The 25,400-nt window shown below is 64.2% G+C and carries 24 protein-coding genes and 1 tRNA gene; 6 read left to right on the top strand and 19 right to left on the bottom strand.

Annotated features, from left to right (window positions below):
• Positions 1 to 26: 26 nt before the first annotated feature.
• Positions 27 to 179 (bottom strand): hypothetical protein, encoded by a 153-nt coding sequence (locus tag GLX_RS18420; protein WP_158309223.1) that lies wholly within the window; start codon positions 177 to 179, stop codon positions 27 to 29.
• Between GLX_RS18420 and GLX_RS06815 the strand changes: the two genes are divergently transcribed.
• A complete protein-coding gene (locus GLX_RS06815; RefSeq protein ID WP_041247243.1) occupies positions 178 to 1,518 on the top strand; it encodes a dihydroorotase in 1,341 nt (446 codons plus the stop codon). The two genes, GLX_RS18420 and GLX_RS06815, sit on opposite strands and share 2 nt — an antisense overlap.
• A 215-nt stretch (positions 1,519 to 1,733) precedes the next feature.
• On the opposite strand, the gene GLX_RS06810 is transcribed toward GLX_RS06815, so the two are convergent.
• The 12 genes from GLX_RS06810 to GLX_RS06755 all read right to left on the bottom strand — a co-directional run bounded on the left by GLX_RS06810 (position 1,734) and on the right by GLX_RS06755 (position 11,065).
• Positions 1,734 to 1,809 (bottom strand) — tRNA-Phe (locus GLX_RS06810).
• 61 nt (positions 1,810 to 1,870) lie between these two features.
• A complete protein-coding gene (locus tag GLX_RS06805) occupies positions 1,871 to 2,080 on the bottom strand; it encodes a DNA gyrase inhibitor YacG (RefSeq protein ID WP_014105254.1) in 210 nt (69 codons plus the stop codon).
• Positions 2,073 to 3,185, bottom strand: coding sequence for a ribonuclease E/G (locus tag GLX_RS06800; RefSeq protein ID WP_014105253.1), 1,113 nt, complete (start codon positions 3,183 to 3,185; stop codon positions 2,073 to 2,075). The genes GLX_RS06805 and GLX_RS06800 overlap by 8 nt, the downstream gene beginning before the upstream one ends.
• 2 nt (positions 3,186 to 3,187) lie before the next feature.
• Positions 3,188 to 3,817 carry a Maf family protein gene (locus GLX_RS06795; RefSeq protein ID WP_014105252.1) on the bottom strand — a complete coding sequence of 210 codons (630 nt, stop codon included), beginning with the start codon at positions 3,815 to 3,817 and terminating at the stop codon, positions 3,188 to 3,190.
• A gap of 16 nt (positions 3,818 to 3,833) precedes the next feature.
• Positions 3,834 to 4,052, bottom strand: a complete 219-nt coding sequence (gene infA, locus GLX_RS06790; RefSeq protein WP_010508114.1) for a translation initiation factor IF-1 — start codon at positions 4,050 to 4,052, stop codon at positions 3,834 to 3,836.
• An 88-nt stretch (positions 4,053 to 4,140) separates the two neighbouring features.
• Entirely contained in the window at positions 4,141 to 5,454 is a 1,314-nt protein-coding gene (gene hisD, locus GLX_RS06785; RefSeq protein ID WP_014105251.1) for a histidinol dehydrogenase, read from the bottom strand.
• Positions 5,451 to 6,248, bottom strand: coding sequence for an ATP phosphoribosyltransferase (gene hisG, locus GLX_RS06780; protein WP_041247241.1), 798 nt, complete (start codon positions 6,246 to 6,248; stop codon positions 5,451 to 5,453). The genes hisD and hisG overlap by 4 nt, the downstream gene beginning before the upstream one ends.
• Before the next feature lie 47 nt (positions 6,249 to 6,295).
• On the bottom strand, positions 6,296 to 7,558 hold the full coding sequence (gene murA, locus GLX_RS06775; protein ID WP_014105249.1) for a UDP-N-acetylglucosamine 1-carboxyvinyltransferase: 1,263 nt from the start codon (positions 7,556 to 7,558) through the stop codon (positions 6,296 to 6,298).
• 18 nt (positions 7,559 to 7,576) lie between these two features.
• Positions 7,577 to 8,131: a dCTP deaminase gene (gene dcd, locus GLX_RS06770; RefSeq protein WP_014105248.1), complete on the bottom strand. Its 555-nt coding sequence runs from the start codon at positions 8,129 to 8,131 to the stop codon at positions 7,577 to 7,579.
• 87 nt (positions 8,132 to 8,218) lie between these two features.
• The gene (locus tag GLX_RS06765; protein ID WP_014105247.1) at positions 8,219 to 8,410 is read right to left on the bottom strand and encodes a hypothetical protein; all 192 of its coding nucleotides are present in this window, start codon (positions 8,408 to 8,410) and stop codon (positions 8,219 to 8,221) included.
• Between the two features lie 56 nt (positions 8,411 to 8,466).
• Positions 8,467 to 9,600, bottom strand: a complete 1,134-nt coding sequence (locus GLX_RS06760) for an aromatic ring-hydroxylating oxygenase subunit alpha (protein ID WP_014105246.1) — start codon at positions 9,598 to 9,600, stop codon at positions 8,467 to 8,469.
• A gap of 235 nt (positions 9,601 to 9,835) precedes the next feature.
• Positions 9,836 to 11,065 (bottom strand): glycosyltransferase family 4 protein, encoded by a 1,230-nt coding sequence (locus tag GLX_RS06755; RefSeq protein ID WP_014105245.1) that lies wholly within the window; start codon positions 11,063 to 11,065, stop codon positions 9,836 to 9,838.
• 206 nt (positions 11,066 to 11,271) lie between these two features.
• On the opposite strand from GLX_RS06755, the gene GLX_RS06750 reads away from it, so the two are divergent.
• The 4 genes from GLX_RS06750 (at position 11,272) to infC (ending at position 15,784) form a co-directional block, all read left to right on the top strand.
• On the top strand, positions 11,272 to 12,150 hold the full coding sequence (locus GLX_RS06750; RefSeq protein WP_231850421.1) for a tetratricopeptide repeat protein: 879 nt from the start codon (positions 11,272 to 11,274) through the stop codon (positions 12,148 to 12,150).
• A gap of 4 nt (positions 12,151 to 12,154) precedes the next feature.
• Positions 12,155 to 13,057 (top strand): glycosyltransferase family 9 protein, encoded by a 903-nt coding sequence (locus GLX_RS06745; RefSeq protein WP_014105243.1) that lies wholly within the window; start codon positions 12,155 to 12,157, stop codon positions 13,055 to 13,057.
• Positions 13,058 to 13,099: 42 nt separating this feature from the next.
• Entirely contained in the window at positions 13,100 to 15,034 is a 1,935-nt protein-coding gene (gene thrS / locus GLX_RS06740; protein ID WP_014105242.1) for a threonine--tRNA ligase, read from the top strand.
• A gap of 228 nt (positions 15,035 to 15,262) precedes the next feature.
• Positions 15,263 to 15,784, top strand: coding sequence for a translation initiation factor IF-3 (infC, locus tag GLX_RS06735; RefSeq protein WP_014105241.1), 522 nt, complete (start codon positions 15,263 to 15,265; stop codon positions 15,782 to 15,784).
• A 178-nt stretch (positions 15,785 to 15,962) separates the two neighbouring features.
• Here infC and GLX_RS06730 read toward each other — a convergent pair whose 3' ends face one another.
• The 6 genes from GLX_RS06730 to hrpB all read right to left on the bottom strand — a co-directional run bounded on the left by GLX_RS06730 (position 15,963) and on the right by hrpB (position 23,205).
• On the bottom strand, positions 15,963 to 16,727 hold the full coding sequence (locus tag GLX_RS06730) for an SIMPL domain-containing protein (RefSeq protein WP_014105240.1): 765 nt from the start codon (positions 16,725 to 16,727) through the stop codon (positions 15,963 to 15,965).
• On the bottom strand, positions 16,724 to 17,056 hold the full coding sequence (locus GLX_RS06725; protein WP_014105239.1) for a hypothetical protein: 333 nt from the start codon (positions 17,054 to 17,056) through the stop codon (positions 16,724 to 16,726). The genes GLX_RS06730 and GLX_RS06725 overlap by 4 nt, the downstream gene beginning before the upstream one ends.
• Positions 17,057 to 17,060: 4 nt before the next feature.
• Positions 17,061 to 18,545, bottom strand: a complete 1,485-nt coding sequence (locus GLX_RS06720; RefSeq protein WP_331396572.1) for a sensor histidine kinase — start codon at positions 18,543 to 18,545, stop codon at positions 17,061 to 17,063.
• Positions 18,546 to 18,656: 111 nt separating this feature from the next.
• Positions 18,657 to 19,337: a winged helix-turn-helix domain-containing protein gene (locus GLX_RS06715; RefSeq protein WP_014105237.1), complete on the bottom strand. Its 681-nt coding sequence runs from the start codon at positions 19,335 to 19,337 to the stop codon at positions 18,657 to 18,659.
• A 49-nt stretch (positions 19,338 to 19,386) separates the two neighbouring features.
• Positions 19,387 to 20,610 (bottom strand): S1C family serine protease, encoded by a 1,224-nt coding sequence (locus GLX_RS06710; RefSeq protein ID WP_014105236.1) that lies wholly within the window; start codon positions 20,608 to 20,610, stop codon positions 19,387 to 19,389.
• A gap of 36 nt (positions 20,611 to 20,646) precedes the next feature.
• Positions 20,647 to 23,205 carry an ATP-dependent helicase HrpB gene (gene hrpB, locus GLX_RS06705; protein WP_014105235.1) on the bottom strand — a complete coding sequence of 853 codons (2,559 nt, stop codon included), beginning with the start codon at positions 23,203 to 23,205 and terminating at the stop codon, positions 20,647 to 20,649.
• A 93-nt stretch (positions 23,206 to 23,298) separates the two neighbouring features.
• Here hrpB and GLX_RS06700 point away from each other — a divergent pair, with 93 nt between their 5' ends.
• Complete coding sequence (locus GLX_RS06700) at positions 23,299 to 25,395, top strand: protein-disulfide reductase DsbD family protein (RefSeq protein WP_041247675.1); 2,097 nt, start codon at positions 23,299 to 23,301, stop codon at positions 25,393 to 25,395.
• Positions 25,396 to 25,400: the final 5 nt, after the last annotated feature.

Genomic DNA, 25,400 nt, shown 5'->3' with positions numbered 1-25,400 from the left:
TTTTTGTATCCGGGGTGCATATGGTTTCATGTATTGGCCCGAACGGTTTGCACGCTGGCGGGTGCATGCCATACATCGAATGACCGGCATGTGGGGTCACGCAGCATCTGGCCCACCACGCCATCCGTTGCCCGTATCCCGCCCTTGGGCTGCGGGACATGACCACAGGATATGTCCATGACCCTCCCCGTTTTTGATCTGTGCCTGAAAAATGGCAGCGTTGTCCTGCCTGATGCCACGGTCGTGACCGATGTGTACGTGCGTGATGGACGCATTGCCCGCATTGGCGGGCAGGGTGATGCGGGGCGTGTGATCGATTGCACGGGGCTGACCATCCTGCCCGGCGTGATTGATACGCAGGTCCATTTCCGTGAACCCGGCCTGACTGGGGCGGAAGACCTGGCAACGGGCAGCATGGCCGCCGTTATGGGTGGTGTGACTGCCGTGTTCGAGATGCCCAATACAAAGCCCGCGACCGACTGCCCCGAAGCCGTGGTGAGCAAGCTGGAACATGCGCGTGGGCGCATGTGGTGTGACCATGCCTTTTATGTTGGCGCCACGACCGATAATGCCGATCGCTGCGGGGAGCTGGAAATGTTACCCGGCACGGCGGGGATCAAGATCTTTATGGGCTCATCCACCGGCAACTTGCTGGTATCGGATGATGGCGTGCTGGAGCGTGTGCTGCGCTCGGGCCGCCGTCGTGTGGCCATCCATGCCGAGGACGAGAGCCGCCTGCATGAACGCCTGTCCGAACGCAGGCCGGGCGATCCGTCCTCCCACCCCGTATGGCGCGATGATGAGACGGCGCTGCGGGCTACGCGGCGTATCGTGCACCTGGCGCGGCGCACGGGGCGGCGCATTCATGTGCTGCATATCACCACGCCTGCCGAACTGGAATTCCTGTCAGGCCACAAGGATATCGCCAGTTGCGAGGTAACCCCCCAGCACCTGACGCTGGCGGGAGAGGAAGCCTATGCTGAACTGGGTACGCTGGCGCAGATGAACCCACCCATTCGTGGCCGGGCATGGCGTGACGGGCTGTGGTACTGGCTGGGGCAGGGGGTACCCGACATCATCGGTTCCGATCATGCCCCCCACACGTTGGAAGCCAAGCAGCGCAGCTATCCTGAAACGCCTTCAGGCATGCCCGGCGTGCAGACCCTGCTGCCGCTCATGCTGGATCACGTGGCCCATGGGCGTCTGTCGCTGCGCCGGGTGGTGGACATGACATCTGCCGGCCCGCAGCGGCTGTTCGGGCTGGTGCGCAAGGGGCGTATCGCGGTGGGATATGATGCCGATTTCTCGGTAGTGGACCTTGCCGCGCGCTGGACGGTGCAGCAGGAATGGCTGGCCTCGAAATGTGGCTGGTCGCCGTTTGTCGGGCGGGAACTGATGGGCCGCCCCATGGGTACGATCATTCGTGGCAATGTGGTGATGTGGGAAGGTCAGCTTGCCCCGACCGCACAGGGCGCGCCGCTGCTGTTCGAGGCCACGGATCGCCCGCAGGGCGCGTGAGTGGCATGACCTGCCGATAGAAAGCGATAAAAGTTTTTGGGTGTCGCCTTTTTTCAAAAAGGCGACGTTCCTGAAGCTTTTTGGAAAAAGCTTTACCAAAAACTTCTTTATGTTTTTGAAGGGTATGGCGTTGAGCCGTCCTGCTAGATGACATGCGGGCAGGACACGGGCATCGACCGATCCGTAAGAAACTATTATTTTTTAAGGGAATTGAATGGTGCCCAAGGGCGGGATCGAACCACCGACACTGCGATTTTCAGTCGCATGCTCTACCAACTGAGCTACTTGGGCACCGGGCCGTCTGTCCGGCTTAATCAGAGCAACCAAGGCCGCTCTGACGTTGGACAAGCGTTTAACCTACCTCATCATCGGGATCAACCCGTCTTGTGTATTTTTCATCCGCTTCGGATGGAATCTCTGTCGAGGGAACGCGGTACTGGCCGGAAAACCAGCGGCCAAGGTCCACATCCGCGCAGCGGCGCGAGCAGAACGGCCGGTAACGCGCCTGCGCGGGCTGACCGCAGATGGGGCAGGAGGGCAGGGTTGTCGTGGGTTCAGTCATGACCAAATCTCCAGCCATTGGCAGGTAGCGCCGGGTCGGTAACAGGGTGCAGCACGCGGCCCGTTAGCCGCACGAAATCCGCTACCCAGCCCGGATGGGCCTGCATCAGTCGCATGATGGCATGGCCACAGGCCAGAGTTACGGGCTGTCCCGTCGGCGGCATGCCACGATAGACCTGCATCTGCCCGCGCAGGGCACTGAGCACCCGCCCTTCGGGTGAATGCAACAGTTCATGCAGTGGCGGATGCACGCGTGGGCGTACGATTTCCGCAAGCCCCAGCGCGGTAAAGCCGAGGAAGCGCGGGCGTAGCGGATCCTCTTTCAGCACGGTCTCCACCGTTTCCGTCAGGGCGCGGCGCTTGCGTATGGCCAGACCCGCCACATCCACAATGATCGCCCCCGACAGGTTGCGCAGGCGCAACTGGCGCAGCAGGTCGGGCAGGGCATCACGGTTGGCGGCGAACTGCGCGGTCTGCTTGGGGCGGCGGTCCATGCTGGCGGCTCCGCCATCCATGTCGATCGCAACCAGTGCCGGTGTGGGGGTAATGCTGGCCGACATACCGCCGGGCAGGGCTACGACCGGGTCTTCCAGCGCATCAACCCGTGCGCGGATATCGCTGTCGAATGCGGCCCCCGAGCGTGTTAGGCGGGGATGGAGGTTGGCGGGCAGCGCTGCGGCAATGGCAGCATCATCAAGGACAATGGGCGCATCAGGGTAGGACCGGGCCAGCCGCTCCAGCGGGGTCGGGCCGCAGCGCAGCAGGCTGGGTTCGGACCCACCGGGCAGGTCGGGCGGGAGGTTGCGCGCACCCAGTCGCACCCCCTTGCCGCCCTGTGCGCTGCGGGTCACGCTAACCAGTACCGTCTGGCCCTGTGTCAGTGGACCCAGCCCTTCCGAATCGGGCAGGAATCCGGCATGTTCCAGCCCCGGCAGGGTAATGAAGGTGCCCCCAAGGGCCGGTACGTGCGCACTGACACGTGCACGGTAGATATCGCCCACGCCATCGGCCATGTCCGGCCGCCATAGTGCGAAATCAAGCAGGCTGTCCCTGTCGGTTACGGCAATGCGGACCTCTCCGGGGCTGCTGCTGGCGCAGATGCGCATGCTCACCGCAGCCAGCACCCCTTCTGCCCGCGCAGCATCTGTGCCGTCTCGAACAGGGGAAGGCCCACAATGCCGCTATAGCTGCCCGACATGAACCGCACAAACGCCGCTGCATGGCCCTGTATGGCATAGCCGCCAGCCTTGCCCTGCCAGTCCCCCGCTTCGATCAGCGCATCGATCTGCCGTGGGGTCAGGCGCGCGAAGGCGACCGTGCTGGCCACCAGTCGGTTGCCCGCGCGCCCGTCCTTCCATGCGGCGGTGGGACGCAGGGCTACGGCGGTAAAAACGGTATGACGCCGCCCAGAAAGCAGGTTAAGGCAGGCGCGTGCCGTTGCCGCATCCTCTGCCTTGGGCAGGATGCGCCGACCCAGGGCAACAACGGTGTCGGCTGCAAGGACGAGAGCCGGAATATCCATCAGGCCTGCCACATGATCGGCCTTTTCCATCGCAAGGCGCTGGGCATATGGCCGGGGCAGTTCGTCGCGTCGGGGTGTTTCATCAAGATCGGCCGGGCACACCCGGTCGGGAATGATCCCGATCTGGCGCAGGAGTTCAAGCCTGCGGGGCGAGGCCGAGCCAAGGATAAGTTGCGCGCCCGCATCCGCCCCGGTGGGAGCGGTGTTTTCGGTCATGACCGGCAAGGGCGGCTTACTTGAAGCGGAAGGTGATGCGACCCTTTGTCAGGTCATAGGGCGTCATTTCCACGTTCACGCGGTCACCCGCCAGTACGCGGATACGGTTCTTGCGCATCTTGCCGCTGGTATGCGCCAGGATGGTATGCTCATTATCCAGTGTAACGCGGAACATGGCGTTGGGCAGCAGTTCGGTAACTGTGCCGCTGAACTCAATCATGTCTTCTTTCGACATCGTGTCCTTCAATCATCAAGGTTTGCCGTCCTGCGGCAAGGGCTGCACGCAGTACGGTTGGTTTATGTGGGGATGCACGCGGTCCGGGTCAAGCTCCGTTGTGCGCGTGCATCAGGCTGTCAAGCCGGATCGACACGCTTAGCGCATGGGCATCAAGGCCTTCCGCCTCGGCCAGGCTTACGGCGGCGGGCCCGATTTCACGTAGCGACTCGGCCTGTGCTTCAATGAACGTGGTGCGTTTGATAAAGTCGAACACCGACAGGCCGGATGAGAAACGCGCCGTGCGACTGGTTGGCAGCACATGGTTCGGACCACCGACATAATCGCCAATGGCTTCGGGACAGTACCGTCCGATGAAGATCGCGCCCGCGTGTCGCACCCGCTCGAAAACCGGCTCAGGTGTGTCCACCATCAGTTCCAGATGTTCGGGTGCGATCTCGTTTACAAGGTCTGCCGCCTCATCAAGGTTGCGTACGGTCATGATCGCGCCGTGGGCATCCCAGCTGGCACGGGCGATTTCGGCACGCGGCAGGGTTTCAAGCTCGGTCGCGACGGCGCGTGCGACCCTGTCCGCCAGATCTGCATTGGGCGTGATCAGGATGGACTGGGCCATGGGGTCATGTTCCGCCTGCGCCAGCAGGTCGAGGGCGATGGCGCGTGGGTCATTGTTGGCATCGGCTATCACCACGACTTCCGATGGGCCGGCAATGCTGTCGATTCCCACCTTGCCGAACACCTGCCGCTTGGCTTCGGCCACATAAGCGTTGCCCGGACCCACCACGCGGTCAACCGGGGCGATGGTGGCCGTGCCGTAGGCCATGGCGCCTACGGCCTGCGCTCCACCCACGCGGTAGATTTCGGTCACGCCCGCGCGGCGGGCCGCCGCCAGTACCAGCGGGTTGAGCACGCCATCAGGTGTTGGTACGCACATGGCAATGCGCCCCACGCCTGCCACATGGGCGGGGATGGCGTTCATTAGCACGGAAGAAGGATAGGCCGCCTTGCCACCGGGCACGTAAAGGCCAACCGAATCCAGAGCCGTCCAGCGCATGCCCAGCGTAACCCCGGCACCATCCACGTAACGCAGGTCGGCGGGCATCTGCGCGCGGTGGAAGGATTCAATACGGGTGGCGGCTACTTCAAGGGCCGCCAGCAGTTCGGTCGGCACCTTGGCGCAGGCGGCCTCGATCTCGGCTTCGGTAATGCGCAGGGTGGCGGGGGTGACACGGGTGCGGTCAAAGCGGTTGGTGAATTCGCACAGGGCTTCATCACCACGCGCGCGCACGGCGGCCAGGATCTCGGTTACCGGGCCATCAACGCGGGCGGTGTCGCTGTCACGGTCAGCCAGCAGTGCTGCAAACTGGGCACGGAAGTCGGGCTGCGTGGTATCGAGGCGCTTCATGCCTGCTGGTCCTTGGCTTGCGCTGTGCCAGAGGCCAGCGCCGTACGGAATCGGTTGATGATGGCGGTAATGCGCTCGGGCTGGGTCTTGAGCGCCGTACGGTTCACGATCAGGCGGCTGGTGATGTGGGCGATGGTGTGCGTTTCTTCCAACCCGTTGGCGCGCAGGGTGGAGCCGGTATCCACCAGGTCCACGATCAGGTGCGAAAGGTCAAGCACCGGGGCCAGTTCCATCGCGCCATGCAGGTGGACGATGCTGGCGTTGATGCCCCGCGCCGCGAAATGCCGCCGCGTCAGGGCGGGGTACTTGGTCGCCACCCGTACCTGTGAGAGGCGGTTGGGGTTGTCTTCGCGCCCTGTGCGGTCCTTGGGCTGGGCGATGGAAATGCGGCACCCGCCAATCCCCAGGTCAAGTGGGGCATAGATTTCGGGGTAGTCGAACTCCATCAGCACATCCGCGCCGCAGATGCCGACCTGTGCGCCGCCAAAGGCCACGAAGGTCGCGACATCGAACGAGCGCACGCGCACCACGTCTATGCCGGGGTCGTTGGTTTCAAAGCGCAGCAGGCGGCTTTTCTCGTCATTGAAGTCCGGTCCGGGCACGATGCCCGCCATATGCAGAAGCGGCGCCGCAGCTTTGAGGATACGGCCCTTGGGCAGGGCCAGTATCAGCGGGCTATCCGTTTGCGGAACGGCGTTGTGGGCCGGTGACAGGACGGTCAATGCATTCTCCGACATGAAGGCACGCACCCCCACAATACAGGGCACGCCTTTGGTGACATGCGCGCATACCACATTCAGCCATCATGCAGGAAGGGCAGTTTTCTCGGGGCAGCGGCCCGTCAGCCCGAAACGCGCTCGATATGCGCGCCACACTGCGCCAGCTTGCGTTCCACCGCTTCATATCCCCGGTCCAGGTGGTAGACACGGCTCAGGATCGTCTCGCCATGGGCGGCAAGCCCCGCAAGGATGAGCGAGAACGAGGCCCGCAGGTCAGTTGCCATGACCGGCGCGCCCGAGAGCGAGTGCACGCCCCGGATAATGGCCGAGGAACCATGTACGTTGATGCGCGCACCCATGCGGTTGAGTTCGGGTACATGCATGAAGCGGTTTTCGAAAATGGTTTCGGTCACCATGGATGCCCCTTCGGCTACCGAGAGCAGCGCCATGAACTGGGCCTGCATGTCGGTCGGGAAGCCGGGATAGGGCTCGGTCATGATATCGACCCCGCGCAGCGCGCCGGTGCGCTGCACACGTACGGCACCTTCTTCCTGCACCATTTCCACGCCAGCTTCCTCCAGCGCGCGCACCACGGCGCCAAGGTGCTCGATCTGCCCGCCAACCAGCCGCAGTTCACCCCCGGTAATGGCGGCGGCACAGGCATAGGTGCCGCATTCGATCCGGTCGGGCATGACACGGTAACGCGCACCATGCAGCCCTTCTACCCCGTCAATCACCAGCTTGCCGGTGCCAATGCCGGTAATCCGCGCTCCCATGGCGTTGAGGCAGCCGACAAGATCCCCGATTTCGGGCTCGCGCGCGGCATTGACGATCTCGGTCCGCCCTTTTGCCAGAGTTGCGGCCATGAGCAGGTTTTCCGTGGCTCCGACCGAGGCGAACGGCAGGATTACCCGCTCGCCCTTCAGTCCGTTCGGGGCTTCGGCATGGATATAGCCGTTCTCGAGCGTGATTTTCGCGCCCAGCGTTTCCAGCGCCTTGAGGTGCATGTCTACCGGGCGGGTGCCGATGGCGCAGCCACCGGGCAGGGACACGCGCGCTTCCCCACAACGGGCCAGTAGCGGGCCGAGCACCAGGATGGAGGCGCGCATCATGGACACGATATCGTACGGGGCTTCGGTATTGGTAATGGCACCGCCTACCGCCAGCGTGCCGCCATCGCCGTTCACATCCTCCACATCCAGCCCATGCTGCGCGAGCAGCCTGCGCATGGTACGGATATCGGCAATGCGGGGCACGTTGTCCAGCACCAGGCGTTCGGGAGTGAGCAGTCCCGCCACCAGCAGCTTGAGGGCGGAATTCTTCGCCCCGCCAATAACAATGTCCCCACGCAGCGGGTGGCCACCGTGAATAATGAAACGGTCCATGATATGCGCTTCCTGCCCTTACATACGCGGAGGGGCGACGCCAACCTGCCCCATGTATTTGCCCTTGCGGTCGGCGTAGCTGACTTCACATGGCGATGCGCCCTGGAAGAACAGGAACTGGCAGATCCCCTCATTGGCGTAGATGCGCGCGGGTAGGGGGGTGGTGTTGCTGATCTCGATCGTGACCTGGCCTTCCCATTCCGGCTCCAGCGGGGTCACGTTCACGATGATGCCGCAGCGCGCATAAGTGGACTTGCCTAGGCAGACCACCAGCGTGTCACGCGGTATGCGGAAATACTCGACCGTATGCGCCAGCACGAAGCTGTGCGGCGGGATGGTGCAGCATGCGCCCCGTCGGGTGACGAAGCTGTTCTCGGCAAAGTTCTTGGGATCGACCACCGCGTTGTCCACATCGGTGAAAATCTTGAATTCGTTGGCAACCCGCGCATCGTAGCCATAGGAGGACAGGCCGAAGGAGATCACGCCCTCGCGGCTCTGCTTTTCCACGAAGGGCTCGATCATGCCCTGTTCCGTGGCCATGCGGCGAATCCACGTATCAGGCATTATTGGCATGGAATCCCTTCCCTTGGCATGAGTGGCGCGGGCACACGCGCCGCAGGCCGATCCCTAACGAAGTGACCGCCCGACCGCAACCGCCAATCACGCTTCGTTGCGGGATATGTCGTGGCCCGCAGGCGGTGTGGGTCCATCGGTCGGGGCGGCGCGGGCGCGACTCTGCTGCTTGCGGCGGCGCAGGTTGGCGCGCAGGGCCTCGGCCTCGCGCTGCTGGCGGCTGCGCCGGGCTTCTTCTGCCCGGTCGGTCAGGCGGGGTGTGTCTGGCCGTTCGGTCATGGTGCGTGTTTCGTCAGGCTGGAGGAAGCCCGCCCCGAATGGGGCGAGGCGCGGGATCAGACTGTAGTGGGGGCTGTGGCAGGGGCTGCGGGTTTTGTATCCGGCCGGGTGTCGTCGTCATGCGCGATGCCGCAGCGTGCCAGCAGTTCGCGCAGGCCCACTACAACGGGGAAAATCTCCACATTGCGGTCATGGCCCACTTCATTCCATGCCGCCTGCTCCAGTTCCACGATTTCCTTGTCCTCAAGGAAGATGCGGTTGGTGAACCAGCCGAGCGCCGGCCAGATCAGGTCGATCAGCAGCGGGGTCTGCGGGCGCAGGATGGACAGCAGGCCAAAGGATTGGGTCACGCGCTGTTCCTTGTCCACCGGCACGTAGGCGGTCCACAGATCCATGATCAGGTCACCGTCCTTATCGGTGATGCGCAGGGTCTGGTACGGGTATTCCGTGCGGATGGTCACAACTTCCTCAACGGGCTGTTCCTTGCCCTGCAGGTCCTTGTGCTTGCCAAAGATCAGGCGTTCGGCCAGCGGCTGCTGCCCCGCGCAGCGCATGAAGCTGTAACGCGCCTCGATAAAGTTTTCGCCCTTGTCCTGCCCCAGGAAACGCGCCTTGATCTGCCCCATCTGGCGGCGGTGCAGGAACTGGTGGTTCATGTCCATCAGGTTCTCGTGCATGAATGTGTAGTGGCAGTTCACGCGCGGGCTGAAATGCTTGGTCTTGTATTTGGGGTTGTCGGTCTGCGCCAGCTTGGGGAAGGGCACGGTATCAGCTTTTTCCGGGTCACCGGGAAAGATGAAGATCAGTCCACCCGCTTCGCGCACGGGGAAGGTGCGCACCCCGTTGGGCAGCTTGCCCTTGCCCAGATAAGGTACGTCAATGCAGCGGCCCGAGCGGCCAAATGCCCAGCCATGGTAGCAGCAGCGCACGGTCTGGCCGTTCACGGTGCCCTTGCTCAGCGGTACCTGGCGGTGGGGGCAGCGATCATACAGCGCGAACACGCTGCCTTCTTCGGGGCGGACCAGCACGATGGGCGTGCCCGCGTAGCTGACCGCCAGCGTCTTGTCTTTTTTCAGGTCGGCTGACCACGCCACGGGGTACCAGAAATCCGGGTCGCAATCGACCCGGCGCAGGTCGGGCCGGGGAGCCTTGGGTGCGGTGTCTGCCTGGACGGGGGAAATCTGGTTCATGTGGTGCGGTCCCGAATATTCGCGTTGCAACGGCGGGCTACGGGCGTTGCCCGTCCGCCAGATGGAAGAATGCGCAATGGGTGAAGAATTTTATTCGTGTTGTCGATTGTAAAACCACAAGCTGCATAAGGCTCATGCTTAATGCAGGAAGCTCATCCGGGGTTTCCGGGCAGCTTGTGAGCCAGATCAAGGCTCGCTGCCGCCAGATGTGGCAGAGTGTTCCGGCCAGTCCGGCCTAGCCTGCTTCAGGCAGAGCTTCCTCATTCCACGGGCCGTCTCCTGCCATGTTGTAGTAAAAGGTATCGGCAAGCCGGGTCTGTAGAAGTTCATCATACACCGTCAGGGTCGCGTACTGCATAGCCTGGGTGGAATAATGCGTGCGCACGTTTTCGCGCGCATGCCCGGCCAGGATCGCGCGCGCCGCGCTGTCCAGTCCGGCTACATGCTGGATGCATGCGGCCAGCGCCGTTGTGTCATCAGGTGGGAAGGAGAATCCGGTCACGCCGTCTTCTACTGTTTCCAGTGCCGCGCCATGGCCCGATACGATTACGGGGCGCCCCATGGCCTGAGCTTCCACCACCACGCGCCCGAAGGGTTCGGGCCGGCGCGATGGCACGATGACCATGTCCGCCAGCATCATGGCGGCCGGCATGTCCGCACAGTGGCCGGCAAAGCGCAGGTTGGCCGCAATGCCGCCCTGCTGGGCCAGGGCTACGAGTTGCCTGCCCTCCCTGGCGTTCGTCTCACCTACGAAAATGCATACCCAGTCGCGCGCGAACCCGCCGGTCCGGTGCAGGTGGGCCAGTGCCTCGATCAGGACCGCATGACCTTTCCACGCCGTTACGCGCGCGGGCAGCATGATGACGGTGGCCCCATCGGGAATGTCCCACAGTCCCATCAGCTTCTGGATCCGGTTACCCCGCACGCTGGCAGGGTTGAAACGCATCATGTCCGCCCCACGCGGGATCAGGCGCAGGCGGTCGCTGCCCACCTTGTATTCCTCGCTCAGGCGGGTAGCGATGTAGCGGCTTATGGCAATGACCCGCGCGCCCGATGCCAGCACGCTGTTGTAGCGCTTCTTGCCCGGCAGGTTGGCTTCATGCACCCCGTGCCAGGTCGTGACCATGGGCACGCCCAGCCGCCCGCACGCGAAATGCGCGGCCCATGCGGGCGCGCGTGAGCGGGCATGGACAAGATGTACGCCATATTGCCGCATGACCTGTCGCAATCGCCCAGCATTGCGCATGATGGAAACGGGGTTCTTGGCCCCCAGTTCCATTTCCACCGGGATGGCGCCGATATATTTCAGGCGCGGCACAAGGCGGCCGCCAGCGCTGGCCACGATGGCGGTGCCGCCCGCCTGAACAATGGCCTGTGCCATTTCCAGCGTGCCATGTTCTATCCCGCCGGATTCGAGCGCGGGCAGCGCCTGCAGTATGACAGGTCGGTCGGAAACGGTTTGCATCACATTCCTGCATATCACGACCGTAGCGAAACTGCACGGGGCCAGCAGCAACAGGGGCTTTGCACTTGACGTGCGCTGTCGCTGGGCCGACGAATGCGTTGATGAGAGTTTCCGCGTGCCTGCCCGTTTCCCTGTCTTTCATGCGGGTACAGCCCCATGCCGCCTCCGTGCCCTGTCGTGTTGCGTCCCGGCGGGGGAGCCGGTTCGTGCCATATGTCCTTGCAGCGGGGGGCCTTGCGGTCATGCTGGCGCTGCCTGTGGTGCTGGCCTGCCGGTGTGCATGGGCTACGGCGGAAGCCCCGGCCGCCGGTGCGCCACCTGTCACCGCCCCCGCTGCTGCGGATACGGAACATGAGGCGTGGACCTTCTCACGCTGTACCGCCACCCTGGCCGATGACCCGGAGGGCGCCCTTGATTATGCCGAGGACTGGCAGGGCCATGGCGGCGGCCTGGAAGCCGGGCAGTGCGCGGCACTTGCCCGCATGGAAGTGGGAGATGTGGCCACTGCCGCCGCATCACTCGACCGACTGGCCCGCATGCCCGGCTGGCCCGCGGGCGTGCCGCAGGGGGCACGCGCCCCGGCAGAGGACACACCGCAGTCCCTGCGCCGCCGCGCCACGGTGGCGGAGGAGGCAGCCCGGGCCTGGCAGGCCGATGACAGCCCGAAACAGGCGATGGACAGCGCGACCTACGGGCTGACGCTTGCCCCGCAGGATACCGCGCTGCATCTGGTCTATGCACGTGTCGCGGTGGAACTGGGCCAGCCCCAGCGCGCGATCGACATGTTGACCCCGCTGCCCACAGCCCCTGCCGCGCGGGATGACGCGCTGGTCGTGCGCGCTGGCGCGTGGCGGCAGTTGGGACGGATTGATCAGGGCATGGTCGATATTGATGTGGTGCTGGCGGACATGCCGCATAATGTCCCGGCCCTGCTGGAACGCGGTATCCTGCACCAGCGCGAGGGCCAGATGGAAGCCGCCCGCGCCGACTGGCAGGAAGTGGTGACACTGGCCCCGGATTCGGATGAGGCCGATCTGGCACGCCAGGATCTGTCCCTGCTGGAAACTGACCCCGAGGCACCCTGACCCCATGGCCCGCATTCTTGTAATCCGGCTGGGCGCGCTAGGGGATTTTGTCCAGTCTTTCGCCCCCTTCGCCACCATCCGCGCCCATCATGTTCATGATGTGGTGGACCTGCTGACCCAGGAGTCCCTTGCCGGACTGGGCCGCCAGTCCCCATGGTTCGACCATGTGGTGGTGGACCACAGGCCGCCATGGCATGACCTGCGCGCCGTGCTGGCGCTGCGCCGCGTGCTGCGCTCATACGATTTCATCTATGATTTGCAGACATCGGGCCGCAGTACCCGCTACCTGCGGCTATCAGGGCTGAGCGCATGGTCGGGAATCGGGCGTGGCGGTTGGGCGGTGCATGACAACCCCCAGCGCCGCTTCATGCATACCCGTGCCCGCCAGCGTGACCAGTTGCGCCGTGCAGGACTCGCGCCGCTGTGCACCCCGGACCTGTCATGGCTGGCCGCCGGTGGCCCGGTGCTGCCCGCGCCCTATGGCGTGCTGGTGCCCGGTGCCGCAGTTCACCGCCCGGCCAAGCGCTGGCCGGTGGCGCGTTATGCTGCCCTTGCCGCGCAGATGCACGCACGCGGCCTGCTGCCGGTTATCGTGGGTGGAAAAGGCGAGGCGGAACTGGCCGCCACCATACGCGAAGGCTGTCCCCCGGCAATGGACCTGACCGGCCGCACCACGCTGCCCGAACTGGGTGGTGTGCTGGCGCGCGCGCGCTGCGCCGTAGGCAACGATACTGGTCCCATGCACATGGCAGCAGCTCTGGGCGTGCCGTGCACCGTGCTGTTTTCCGCCGACAGCAACCCCGCCCTGACCGCCCCGGTAGGGCAGCATGCAGGGCAGGTAAAGGTGATTTATGTGCACGATCTGGCTACCGTGCGCGTGGACAGGGTTGCGGCGACGCTCGCCTGACGCCATTACAGCGGAATATCTTCTTACCGGAGCAATGAAACCATGCCTGCCATAACCCTGCCTGACGGATCCGTTCGCCGCTTTGACGGGGCAGTGACGGGCACTACCGTGGCACAGTCCATTGGCGCGGGCCTTGCGCGCGCGGCCCTTGCCATGGAAGTGGATGGCAAGCTCATGGATATCGGCCGCGAGATCGACCATGACGCCACGGTCCGCTTTGTTACGCGCAAGGACCCTGAAGCGCTGGAAATGATCCGCCACGATGCCGCCCATGTGCTGGCTGAAGCGGTGCAGTCGCTCTTTCCCGGCACGCAGGTCACCATCGGTCCGTCGATTGAAAACGGGTTCTATTACGATTTCTATCGTAACGAGCCGTTCAGCCCGGAAGATTTCGCCGCGATTGAAAAGCGCATGGGCGAGATCGTGGCCGCCAACGAACCCTTCGTGCGGGAGGCATGGCCGCGTGAGAAAGCCATCGAATTCTTTGAAAACAGAGGCGAGCGCTTCAAGGCCGAACTGATCCGTGACCTGCCCGGAGACGAGGAAATCTCGATCTACCGTCAGGGCGAATGGCTGGACCTGTGCCGTGGGCCGCACCTGCGTGGCACGGCCGATGTCGGCACGGCCTTCAAGCTGATGAAGGTGGCCGGGGCCTATTGGCGCGGCGATCACCGCAATCCCATGCTGACCCGCATCTACGGCACCGCATGGCGCGACCGCAAGGAGCTTGAAGCCCACCTGCACCAGCTTGAGGAAGCCGAGCGCCGTGACCACCGCCGCATTGGCCGCGAGATGGACCTGTTTCACATCCAGGAAGAAGCAGTGGGCCAGATTTTCTGGCACCCCAAGGGCTGGCGCCTGTATTCGGTGCTGCAGGACTACATGCGCCGGGCACAGAACAGTAACGGCTATCAGGAAGTGCGCACCCCGCAACTGGTGGACCGTGCCCTGTGGGAAGCCTCCGGCCACTGGGATAAGTACCGCGAGCACATGTTCATCGCCACCGTGGAGGACGAGGACAAGACCCTTGCGCTCAAGCCGATGAACTGCCCGTGCCATGTGCAGATTTTCCGCCATGGCCTGCGTTCGTATCGTGAACTGCCGCTGCGTATGGCGGAATTCGGCGCATGCCACCGGTATGAGCCGTCCGGTGCGCTACACGGCATCATGCGCGTGCGTGGCTTCACGCAGGATGACGCGCATATCTTTTGCACCGAAGATCAGATTGCCGATGAAACCGCACGGTTCGTGCGCATGCTGGCCGATGTGTATCAGGATCTTGGATTCGAGCATTTCCGCGTGAAATTCGCTGATCGCCCCGAACAGCGCGCCGGTGATGACGCGACATGGGACCGTGCGGAAAACGCGCTGAAGGTCGCGTGCGACATGGCAGGCGTAGAGTATGAGCATAATCCGGGTGAGGGCGCGTTCTATGGTCCCAAGCTGGAATTCGTACTGCGCGACGCCATTGGTCGTGACTGGCAGTGTGGCACGCTACAGGTCGATTACGTGCTGCCCGAACGCCTCGATGCCTCCTATGTGGGTGAGGACAGCGCACGGCACCGGCCCGTCATGCTGCATCGGGCGATCCTGGGATCGTTTGAGCGGTTCCTTGGTATCCTGATCGAGCAGCATGCCGGCCGTTTCCCGCTATGGCTGGCACCGGTGCAGGTGGTTGTTGCCTCCATCGTGACCGATGCGGCGCAATATGCCCAGCAGGTGGCTGACAGCCTGCGCAAGGCGGGCCTGGTGGTGGAAGCCGATCTGCGCAACGAGAAGATCAACGCCAAGATCCGGGAACACAGCCTGGCGCGCGTGCCGGTTATTTTGGTGGTTGGCCGCAAGGAAGCGGAGGAAAAGACCGTTGCCCTGCGCCGCCTTGGCGGCAAGGCGCAGGAGGTGCTGCCGCTTGAGGAAGCGGTATCCGCCCTTGCATATGAGGCCCTGCCCCCCGATGTTCGTAGGGCACGCGGTTGATCCATCTGGTTCCGTGCCGTGATTGCATGGCTGTTTTCGCAGCTACGGGACAAGACAGTACTTGATCTGGGGCGCGTCTTTGCGTCACATATCTTTCCATAATGTAAGGTCATGCCCTTGGCCCGCGCGTTTTTTGTGGTGTTAGCCACGAACACACGGGTATGTGGGATGGCCTTATCTGCAGTTTGAATGAAACAGTTACAGGAGCTGACCATAGCCAGACCCCCGATGCCCACTCCGCCAAATCGAGAGGGCCCCCGTGTCAATGAAGAGATCCGCGTACCGCAGGTCCGTCTGATCGATGAAGAAGGCGAGATGCTCGGCATCATGTCCACACGGGATGCGCTTGCGCGCGCTTATTCCGTAGGGCTTGACCTGCTGGAAATCAGCCCGAACGCCGAGCCGCCAGTGGCGAAGGTTCTGGATTACGGGAAGTTCAAGTACGAACAGCAGAAGAAACGCAACGAAGCGCGCAAGAAGCAGAAAGTCATTGAAATCAAGGAAGTCAAGGTTCGCCCGAACATTGACGAAAATGACTATCAAGTGAAAATGCGCGCCATGAAGACCTTCATTGGCGAGGGCGACAAGGTGAAGGTCACCCTGCGTTTCCGTGGCCGTGAAATGGCGCATCAGGATCTGGGTGTTAAGGTTCTGGAGCGTATCCGTGCCGAAATGGATGAACTGGCCAAGGTCGAGCACATGCCCAAGCTTGAAAACCGCCAGATGATCATGGTGCTTGCACCGCGCTGATATGGCGTATCTGCAAGTACGGTAAGCAAAAAGGCCCGGGAGAGGACAACTCCACCGGGCCTTTTTGCTGTCTGCGCCGCCAGTCAGGGGAAAGCGTCAGGACAGAACACCTGTTTGAAAAAGGTGATCCCTGGAAATTCTATTATTTCTTACCAACAGACTGTTTCAAAACAGTCTCCTATTCCGTGTCCTGCAAAATCAGCGTCGCGTGCACGGTGGCGGTAACGTCCTGCATGGCTGCCGGGGCTTCGGGGGCGGTCATGTCCGCGCTGGCCATCCTTGCCATCATCATCATGGGCCGCGGGCGCGGAAAGTCTTGGTCATCCAGCGTGACGGTGCGGATCGCGCCGATCTTCAGCTTTAGCGTCTCGGCTGCAGCCTGCGCGCGCTGCTGCATGTCCTGCAGGGCAAGGGTTTCGGCCTTGCGGGTCAGTTCCGCCCGCCGTGGCGCAGAGAGCGACCAGTCCAGCTGGGTGAGCACAAGGTTATCACCCTGCAACTGTGCGACCAGTGGCAGGAGTCCTTTCCCCTCGGGCGCGGTCAGGCGGATGGTCTGGCGGGCAATCCATTGTGACTGCCTGCGGTTCTGTTTTGGATCGGCATCTTCATGATGTACGGAATACGACTCGGCATTGACACTGAGTCCGTCCGTGTGCCCGGCGGTTGCAATGGCCTTGGATATCTGTGTGTTCACCTGCGCCTGTGCGGCAGCGGCCGTATCGGCCCGCGATTCGGCGTAAAAAACGGCCGTCAGTTCATCGGGCTGGGCATGCACGGTGCCAGAGGCCGAAAGCTCCAGCGTGGGTGCCGTGGGGGCGGTGGTGGAAGAGAAGATCGGCCGCTGTGCCATGGCGGCCAGCGGGTGCAGGGACATGCCCGCCACCATGATTGCGAGGGCGGGCAGCGCCGTGCGGGCGGCGGCATGGAAAGGGAGGGTTATCATGAATGTGTGGTCTCTTTCAGTTCCACCAGTGCGCGGCGCAACCGCACAATGCCCGAACGGATACGGCCCTCCCGACACATGTCGGCCCCCTGCATGCGCAGGCTGTCCACATCTTGCGGCAGGGTGGGACCGTAGGCATCAATGATGTTGAGGAGCCGGTTGCAGTAGGCCTTGGTATCGCTGGTAATGATGACAGGTTTGTCCGCGCCATCGCGCGCCGTGGCCACGCGCATCATGCTGCTGTCTGGTTCCGCCGGGACGGGCGTTGCGCCACACAGGCAGAAACTCATCACGACGAGGGCGGGCGTCATGGCGGGGTGCAGGTTCATGCTGTCACTTTACGCTACTATGTGTGTCATGCTGATGGGGGAAAGATGACGTTTGCGTCATGCCTGATATGCTCTGCGGAAATGGGCAGTCCCGTCCGTCATCCGACAGCGCGCAGGCGGCAATGGGCAGTGCCATCGAGACCGTAAGGCCGGGATTGTGCGCCGACAGGTGCATCCGCCCGCCATGCAACTGCACGATGGCGCGCACCATGGATAGGCCCAGCCCGGCTCCTGGCGTATTGCGGGCCTTTTCCGCGCGGAAGAAGCGTTCTGTGGCGCGCGCCATGTCGGCCTCGCTCATGCCGATTCCCTCATCACTGACCGACAGGTCCACCATACCCTCGCCCGTAGGCCCGGTAATCTGTCCGGGTGCCAGTTCGCGTATCTGGGCGCGCAGGTGCACCTTCCCGCCGGAAGGGGAGAATTTGATGGCGTTGTCCAGCATGTTGGCCACGGCCTGCTGGATCAGGGAGCGGTCGCCATAGAAGGGCAGATGCTCAGGCAGATCAAGCGTCAGGGTGATGTCATGATCCTCGGCTACCGCTTCATACAGATCGGCCACATCCAGCAGCACCGGCACCATGTCGAACGCCATGAAGGCGGAGCGGCGCGCCCCGGCCTCGATCTGGGCAATGCGCAGCAGGGCTTCGAACACGGCGGTCACATTGTCCAGGTTGCCTACCGCGCGCTCGATCGCGCCACGCAATTCTTCTGGCGTGGTGGCGTGGAGTGCCGCATCCTCAAGTTGGGTGCGCGCGCGTGCGATGGGGGTACGCAGGTCATGGGCAATGGCGTTGGAGACCTGCCGTACGCCATCCATCAGGCGTACGATGCGGTCGAGCATTTCGTTGATGGCCTCGGCCACCTGGTCCATTTCGTCGCCATTGCCCACCAGCGGCATGCGGCGGCTCAGGTCGCCATGGGCAATGGCCGACGTGGTGCGCGCCACGGTTTTGACCATGCGGCGGAAGATGCGGTGCACCAGCACCGCCCCGCTTACCGCCAGTAGCGTGACCATGACCCACGCCCATAGCAGCGAATCGGTCAGCAGATGGCGCAGGATGCCGCGCGCGCGCACATCGCGCCCCACCAGCAGGCGATAGCCACTATCCAACTGGCCCGCCGTATGGGTCTGTTCCGTGCCAGGCAGGTTGTAGGCGTGCAGTTCAGCCATGCTGCGCAGGCCTGCGCGGGTATCGGGCAGGGAATACCAGCGGTCGGTGTATTGCACCTTACCCGGCCAGGCCGAGACGTTGCCGGTCAGGTAATTCCCCTGCGGGTCGATGACGAGATAGATCGCATCATCATCAAGATTCTGCTCAAGCCGGTCCTCGATGGTCAGGGCCAGCGTGGGCAGGCCGCCCATCACCCAGCGTTCGGCCAGGGCGCGGGCATCGGCGTTGATGGCGGTCTCCACCTGCCGTTCAAGGAACCCGATCGTGCCCCACCACAGGAAGGACATGAACAGGATGGAGGACATCGCGAACATCAGCCCATAAGCCAGTGCAAAGCGCAGGCTGGCCGACCGCCATGCCCGCCAGCGCGAACGTCGGGGCGGGGGCTGGGGAAAGGATGCCGCCGTCACGCGCGGCCTGCGGGCTTATTCCGCACGCAGCATGTAGCCCGCATTGCGGATGGTATGGATGAGCGGCGTGCCGAAGGGCTTATCCACCTTCTGGCGCAGGCGCGAGACATGCACGTCGATCACGTTGGTCTGCGGGTCGAAGTGGTAGTCCCATACACCTTCGAGCAGCATGGTGCGGGTCACGACCTGGCCTGCGTGGCGGGTCAGGTATTCCAGTAAGCGGAACTCACGCGGCTGCAGGTCGATCTTCTGCCCCGCGCGCCGCACGGTGCGCGAAAGCAGGTCGATCTCCAGGTCCGCCAGTTCCAGCTTGGTCTGGGGTGCTACCTCGGTGCGGCCACGGCGGCCGAGGGCTTCCACGCGCGCCAGCAGTTCGCTGAAGGCAAACGGCTTGGTCACGTAGTCATCGCCCCCTGCCTTGAGGCCCTGCACGCGGTCATCCACATCCGCCAGTGCCGAGAGCAGCAGCACGGGGGTTGCGTTGTTCTGCGCGCGGATGGTCTCAAGCAGGCGCACGCCGTCAATGCCGCCGGGCAGCATGCGGTCGAGTATGATCAGGTCGAACTTCTCGCTTACGGCCATGAACAGGCCGTCCTTGCCGTTATCGGTCAGTTCAACCAGGTGCCCGGCTTCCTTCAGGCCCTTGGCCACGAAATTGCGTACGGTGGGGTCATCTTCAACAACAAGAATATGCACGTTGCCTCACGTCGTTTGGGGCGGGGTCGTTCAGTCGTCCCTGGGTCTTTCAGTCGTCCATGTCTTCGTCGGGGCGGTGGCCGACGCAGGCATTCAGGCTCATCAGGTCATGGCGACGGCGGATATGCAGCGCCACCGTCGATCCCGGCCGCTTTGCCGCGATCGAGCGGATCAGCATGCGGGACGTATCGATTGGTTCATCATTCACGGCGGTAATCACATCGCCAATATGCAGGTGCGCCTTCATGGCCGGGCCATTGCGGTCTATGCCCACGATCTGTACCCCGTTGCGCCCCGGCCCGTCCGCCAGTGTAACACCCAGCCAGCCACGGTCTATATGGCCATTGCGGCGCAGTTCTTCCACAATGGGTGCCACAATTTCGGACGGAAGGCCAAACCCGATCCCTACCGAGCCGCCGGTGGGTGAGACGATGGCCGTGTTCACCGCCACCACCTGGCCCGCCAGATTGAACGATGGGCCGCCCGAATTGCCGGGGTTGATGGGCGCGTCTATCTGGAAAAAATCGTCAAACGGGCTGGTGCCGATATCGCGCCCGCGTGCCGACACGATTCCCGCCGTAACGGAGGAGCCAAGCCCGAACGGGTTGCCCGCCGCCATGATCCAGTCCCCGATATTGACCAGCCTGCTGTCCCCCCATGGCACGAAGGGCATGGGGTGAGGGGCATGGATCTGGATCACCGCGATATCCGTCAGGTCATCGCTGCCAACCAGTCTGGCCGGGAATTCCGTGCCATCGGCCAGCGAGACGGTAATCTGGTCAGCCCCCCCCACCACATGCGCGTTGGTCACGATCACCCCGCCCGGGTCGATCAGGAAGCCCGAGCCGGCCCCCAGCATTTCCTCCCCATGCGCGCGCATGCGTTCACGGAATTTATGCTCGAACGGCGTGCCCTTCACGCTGGGGGGCAAGGGTTGGTGGCTGTTGGTCGCCACCTTGGTATCCTGCGCCTGCGAGACTGCGATGTTCACCACTGCCGGTCCCACCTGGCGCACCAGTGGCGCAAAGGTCAGTGGGCCGGATGCCACCACGGGGGGCATGGGCGGAGCAAACAGCGAGGGATTGGGCGGCACGGCCGATGAAGCGGCAGCCCCATCCTGCGCCAGTGCCGCCACGGCCTGCCCGGTCATGCCCAGCAGCAGCATCGGTAACAGGCGGCACGCCGGGCGGGCCATGGCGATACGGGTCATGTATGGCGCAAGCGAAGTACGTTCATGATGACGCATGTTATCTGAAAAAAGCGGCAATGCCATGTCTGCATGTCAACGTGGCCATAAATGCATGCAGTTTTATGGCCTGCGAGGCTGGCGCGGGGGTGGCGGGCTGGCGGTGGCCGGGTTTTCCGGCCAGTCGTGGCGGGGGTAGCGGCCACGCATGTCACGGCGCATGTCCGCCCATGAACCGGCCCAGAACCCGGCCAGATCTGCGGTGATGGCCTGCGGGCGGCCCGCGGGGGAAAGCAGGGCGATACGCAGGTCCACACCGCCACCGGCAATGCGGGGCGTGTCTGTTACACCATAGAAGGTCTGGGCACGGGCCGATGCCACCGGCACGGGCTGAAGGTAGTCGATGCCCACCCGCCCGCCGGGCAGGTCCAGATGGGTTGGCAGCGTGTGGTCCAGCCATTTCAGGCTGGCATGGTCCATGGTGGCGCGCAGCATGGCCAGCAGGTCCATCTCTGCCAGGGTAGACAGGCGGTTCACGCCCGCAAGCCATGGGGCAAGCCACGTATCGGTGGTGGCTGCCAGCGCAGCGTTGGACAGGTCGGGCAGGTCCGGGCGGTCAAGCCGGGTGCGCGCCAGTTCCACACGCGCCTGCAACTGGTGGCAGGCATCGCTCCATGTCAGGCTGGCGGCAAGGTTCTGGGCCGCCTGCTGGCACAGCAGGGCACTGACTTCATCAGTACTGGCGGTAACCGTGCGGTCGCGTAGTATCAGGTTGCCCAGCCGCAGCCTGCGCCGGGCCAGAACGCTGCCGGTGATGGGGTCGAGCGTGGTCTCCACCTGTTCATGCGTACGGGCCAGCAGGGTGGGCGGCAGGTTGTCGCGGTCCAGCGGGGCGGCAAGGCAGATCTCGGCGGTCTTGCGCACATGCATGCCCGCTACCGCCAGCAGGGCGGTGCGGGCCAGTTCATCGGTCTTGGCAAGCCGTGCGCTGCCGCCACCCGCCAGGCGGAAAGACCCGGCATCGCCACGTGACTGGGCCACCCGGTCGGGGAAGGCGGCGGCAATCAGGGCGGCGGGGTCGCCACCTGCCGCAATGTCGCGGCCCAGCCCCAGTCGCCTGCGGTACTGCCGGGCAGCATGGCGAATACGTGACAGGGCCGCGCGGTCAGCATCAGGGTGGTCGCCACCGGCCAGCAGGTCCAGCCGCAGGCGGATATCGGCAGGGGCCGCAGGTGGCGCATTCCTGCTGCCACCTGCGGGGCGGCGGGGGCGCAGCGGGTCGCGTTCTTCCAGCAGGGCCGCGATATCGCAGGCCAGTGCGCGCTCCGATGCGGTGCGCGCGGCCAGCATCATGGCGGCAAGACGCGGGTGGGCGCCAAGGGCTGCCATGCGGGTGCCCTCGGGGGTAATGCGTGCATTGTCATCCAGCGCACCCAGGGCCTGGAGCAGGCTACGCCCGGATTCGAATGCGCCATTGGGGGGGGTGTCGGGGAAGGGGAGGTCGGCAGGGTCCGTGCCCATGGCATCCTGCCACGCCGCTGTATCCAGCCGTAGGCCGGTCAGTTCGGCTTCCATCATTTCGGGCTGGTCATGGGGTGGCATGGCGCGGGTGGTCATTTCCGTCCATAGCCGGATAGCCGTGCCCGGCGCCACGCGCCCCGCACGGCCCGCGCGCTGGTTGGCCGCCGCGCGCGAAATGCGCACCGTATCGAGTCGTGTCAGCCCTGTGCCCACATCCAGCCGGGGTACGCGGCGAAAACCGCCATCAACCACAATGCGTACGCCCGGCACGGTCAGAGATGTCTCGGCAATCGATGTGGACAGGATCACCCGCCTGCGCCCATCGGGGTGGGGGGACAGGGCCAGATCCTGCTCGGCTGGCGGCAGTTCACCATAAAGCGGCAGCACGTCGGCATTGATCCCGGCCAGGAGGGTGCGCGTGCGCTGGATCTCGCCCACACCGGGCAGGAAGGCCAGCACATCGCCTTCCTCCTGCGCAATGGCGGTGCGGATGGCGGCTGCCATGGCATCGGGCAGGTCGCGGCGGTGGATAAGATCGCGGAGCGCGTGGCGGGTTTCCACGGGAAACATCCGGCCCGCGCTTTCCACCAGTTCGGCATCCATGCGGCGCGACAGGGCCGCGCCATCCATGGTGGCGGACATGGCGACAAGTTTCAGTTCGGGCCGCAGGCTGCGCTGCAGGTCAAGGCAGAAGGCCAGGGCGGCATCCGCATCGACCGAACGTTCATGGATTTCATCAAATATGACGCACGCCACCCCCTCCAGCATGGGGTCGGACAGCAGGCGGCGCACCAGCAGGCCCTCGGTTATCACCTCAATGCGCGTCTGTGCTGATGTCGCGCCATCCAGCCGGGTGCGATAGCCCACCAGCCCGCCCAGTGGCTCATCCACCAGTTCCGCCATGCGCTGGGCGGCCGCCCGTGTGGCCAGCCTGCGGGGTTCAAGCATGACGATCCGCCCGTCGCCACGCCATGGGGCGGCAAGCAGGGCCAGCGGCACCAGAGTAGTCTTGCCAGCCCCCGGCGGGGCGACCAGCACGGCATTGGCGGCGTGTTCCAGCACATCGCGCAGCGCGGGCAGGGCGGCGGCAACGGGCAGCGTGCTGGATGCATCCGCCACAAGGGTATCAAGTCGGTTTTGCAAGGTCGGGTCGAAAGCCATATCCTGATCTTATGGCGTTGGGCATGGTGGCGGGGCAATCCTTGCCGTAATGCGTGGGTGTGTTTTTTCTCTTTAACATTGTGTGGCGGAGTACTGTCGGTGCCCTATCAGTGGCTTGTATCGATCCTGTGCATGGTGCTGCTTGTCGCACCGGCCGCGCGTGCCGCGCAGAGCGCGGCCGTAACCAGCCCGCGTGCAACCGTCACGCTGGTTACGGATGATGACACCTACCAGCCCGGCCGCGCGCTGCATGTGGGCCTGCAGATGCACCTTGCGCCCGGTTGGCACACTTACTGGCTTAACCCCGGCGATGCGGGGGAGGCGACCACGTTGGCCGTCACCGCGCATGGCGGTGCGGGTGGGCAGGCCAGCATCATTGAATGGCCTGTGCCGCGCGTGCTGCATGACGGTCCGCTGACCTCCTATGCCTATACCGGCGATGTACTGCTGCCGGTCACCCTTATGCCTATGCAGGCAGAAGGGGATGGTCCGCTCACGCTCAGTGCCGTGGCAGACTGGCTGGTCTGTGCCGAGGTCTGCGTGCCCGAGCACGGGGCATTCACCCTTGTCCTGCCACGCGGTGCGCCACAGCCTTCGGCGCAGGCGGCGGATTTTGCCCGCGCCAGCGCGCAGCGCCCCGTGGCCTCGCCCTTTGCTGCCCGGCTTTCGCCCACCGGGCTTTTGCAGCTTTCAGGGCGTGGCCTGTCGGCCGATGCGGTCACGGCGGCGTGGTTCATGCCCGACGTGTCCGGCGCGATCGATCAGGATGTGGACCAGCCATTGGTGGTGGACGAGGGCGCCGTGCAGCTTGCCCTGCATCCTGGGCCGGAATTTCATAACGGCGCCAACCTGTCGGGTATCGTGGTGCTGCGTGATGGTATGGGACGTGAGCGTGGCCTTTCGGTCCGGCCGGTAGTGGGCGCTGTCCAGCCGCTTGCGCCACCGGCGGTGGCGGGCAGGCAGGCCAGCGGTATCGGGATGCTGGTCATCATGGCCTTTGCGGGCGGGTTGATCCTCAACCTCATGCCCTGCGTGTTCCCGGTACTGGCCATGAAGGTGCTGGCGCTGGAGCGCATGGCACGTGGGGAACGCCGGGCAGCGCTTGGTGGAGCCGCGGCCTACGCGGCGGGTGTTGTGGGGTCGTTCGTGGTGCTGGGGGGCGCTGTTGCGGCCCTGCGGGTTGCAGGCCAGCAGGCGGGGTGGGGGTTCCAGTTCCAGTCCGTGGGGTTTGTCATCACGATCTGCCTGCTGCTGTTCGCGGTTGCCCTTAACCTGCTTGGGGTCTTTACCATCGGGCTGCGGCTTATGGGGGTGGGTAATGCCCTGCCCGCACATGCGGGGGATTTCCTGACCGGTGTGCTGGCGGTGGTGCTGGCATCGCCCTGCACGGCGCCCTTCATGGGGGCGGCAGTGGCCGGGGCGCTTGCGGCTTCGCCGTTTGTGGGGCTGCTGGTCTTTGCCGCCCTTGGCGTGGGGCTGGCTGCCCCCTACCTGCTGCTGGCCGCCATGCCGGGGCTGCTGGGCTGGCTGCCCCGGCCAGGACGGTGGATGGAAACCGTACGCAACCTGTTGGCCGTGCCCGTTCTGGCTACCTGCGTCTGGCTGGCCTGGGTGGCCCGTCTGGAAGGAGGCACGGATGCGCTCTACCTGTTGGGGGTGGGGCTGGTGCTGGTTGGTTTTGGCTGCTGGTGCCTGCGGCGCGCCACGACCATGGACCTGCTTGATGCCATGCAGGGCCGGGCGGGGCTGTATCGGGCTGCGGCTATCCTTAGCCTGCTGGTTGCTTTCGTGGGGGGGGGCGTCGTGCCGCCGGGCAGCGTGCATGACCATGGGGCGGACCGGGTAGCGGACGGGAGTTCGGCCTTCTCTCCCACCCGACTTGCCGAACTGCGCCGGCAGGGTCGCCCCGTGTTTGTGGACATGACGGCAGCATGGTGCATCTCATGTCTGGTGAATGAGCGCGTGGCCCTGTCCACCCACGCGGTGCAGGCGGCATTCGCGCGGCAGGGCGTTGTGTACATGAAAGGCGATTGGACGCTGCGCGATGCAGCGATTACCGCCTTCCTGCAGGCCCATGGCCGCGATGGAGTGCCGTTCTATGTCTATTATCCCGCTCATGGGGCAGAGGTGGTACTGCCGGAGATTCTCTCCCCCGGCATTGTGCTGCACGAGATCGGTGCGGATGGCTGACCCGT

Origin of the sequence: Komagataeibacter medellinensis NBRC 3288 (genome assembly GCF_000182745.2) — a bacterium.
GTDB lineage: Bacteria > Pseudomonadota > Alphaproteobacteria > Acetobacterales > Acetobacteraceae > Komagataeibacter > Komagataeibacter medellinensis.
This window is presented reverse-complemented; position numbering and strand designations above follow the sequence as displayed.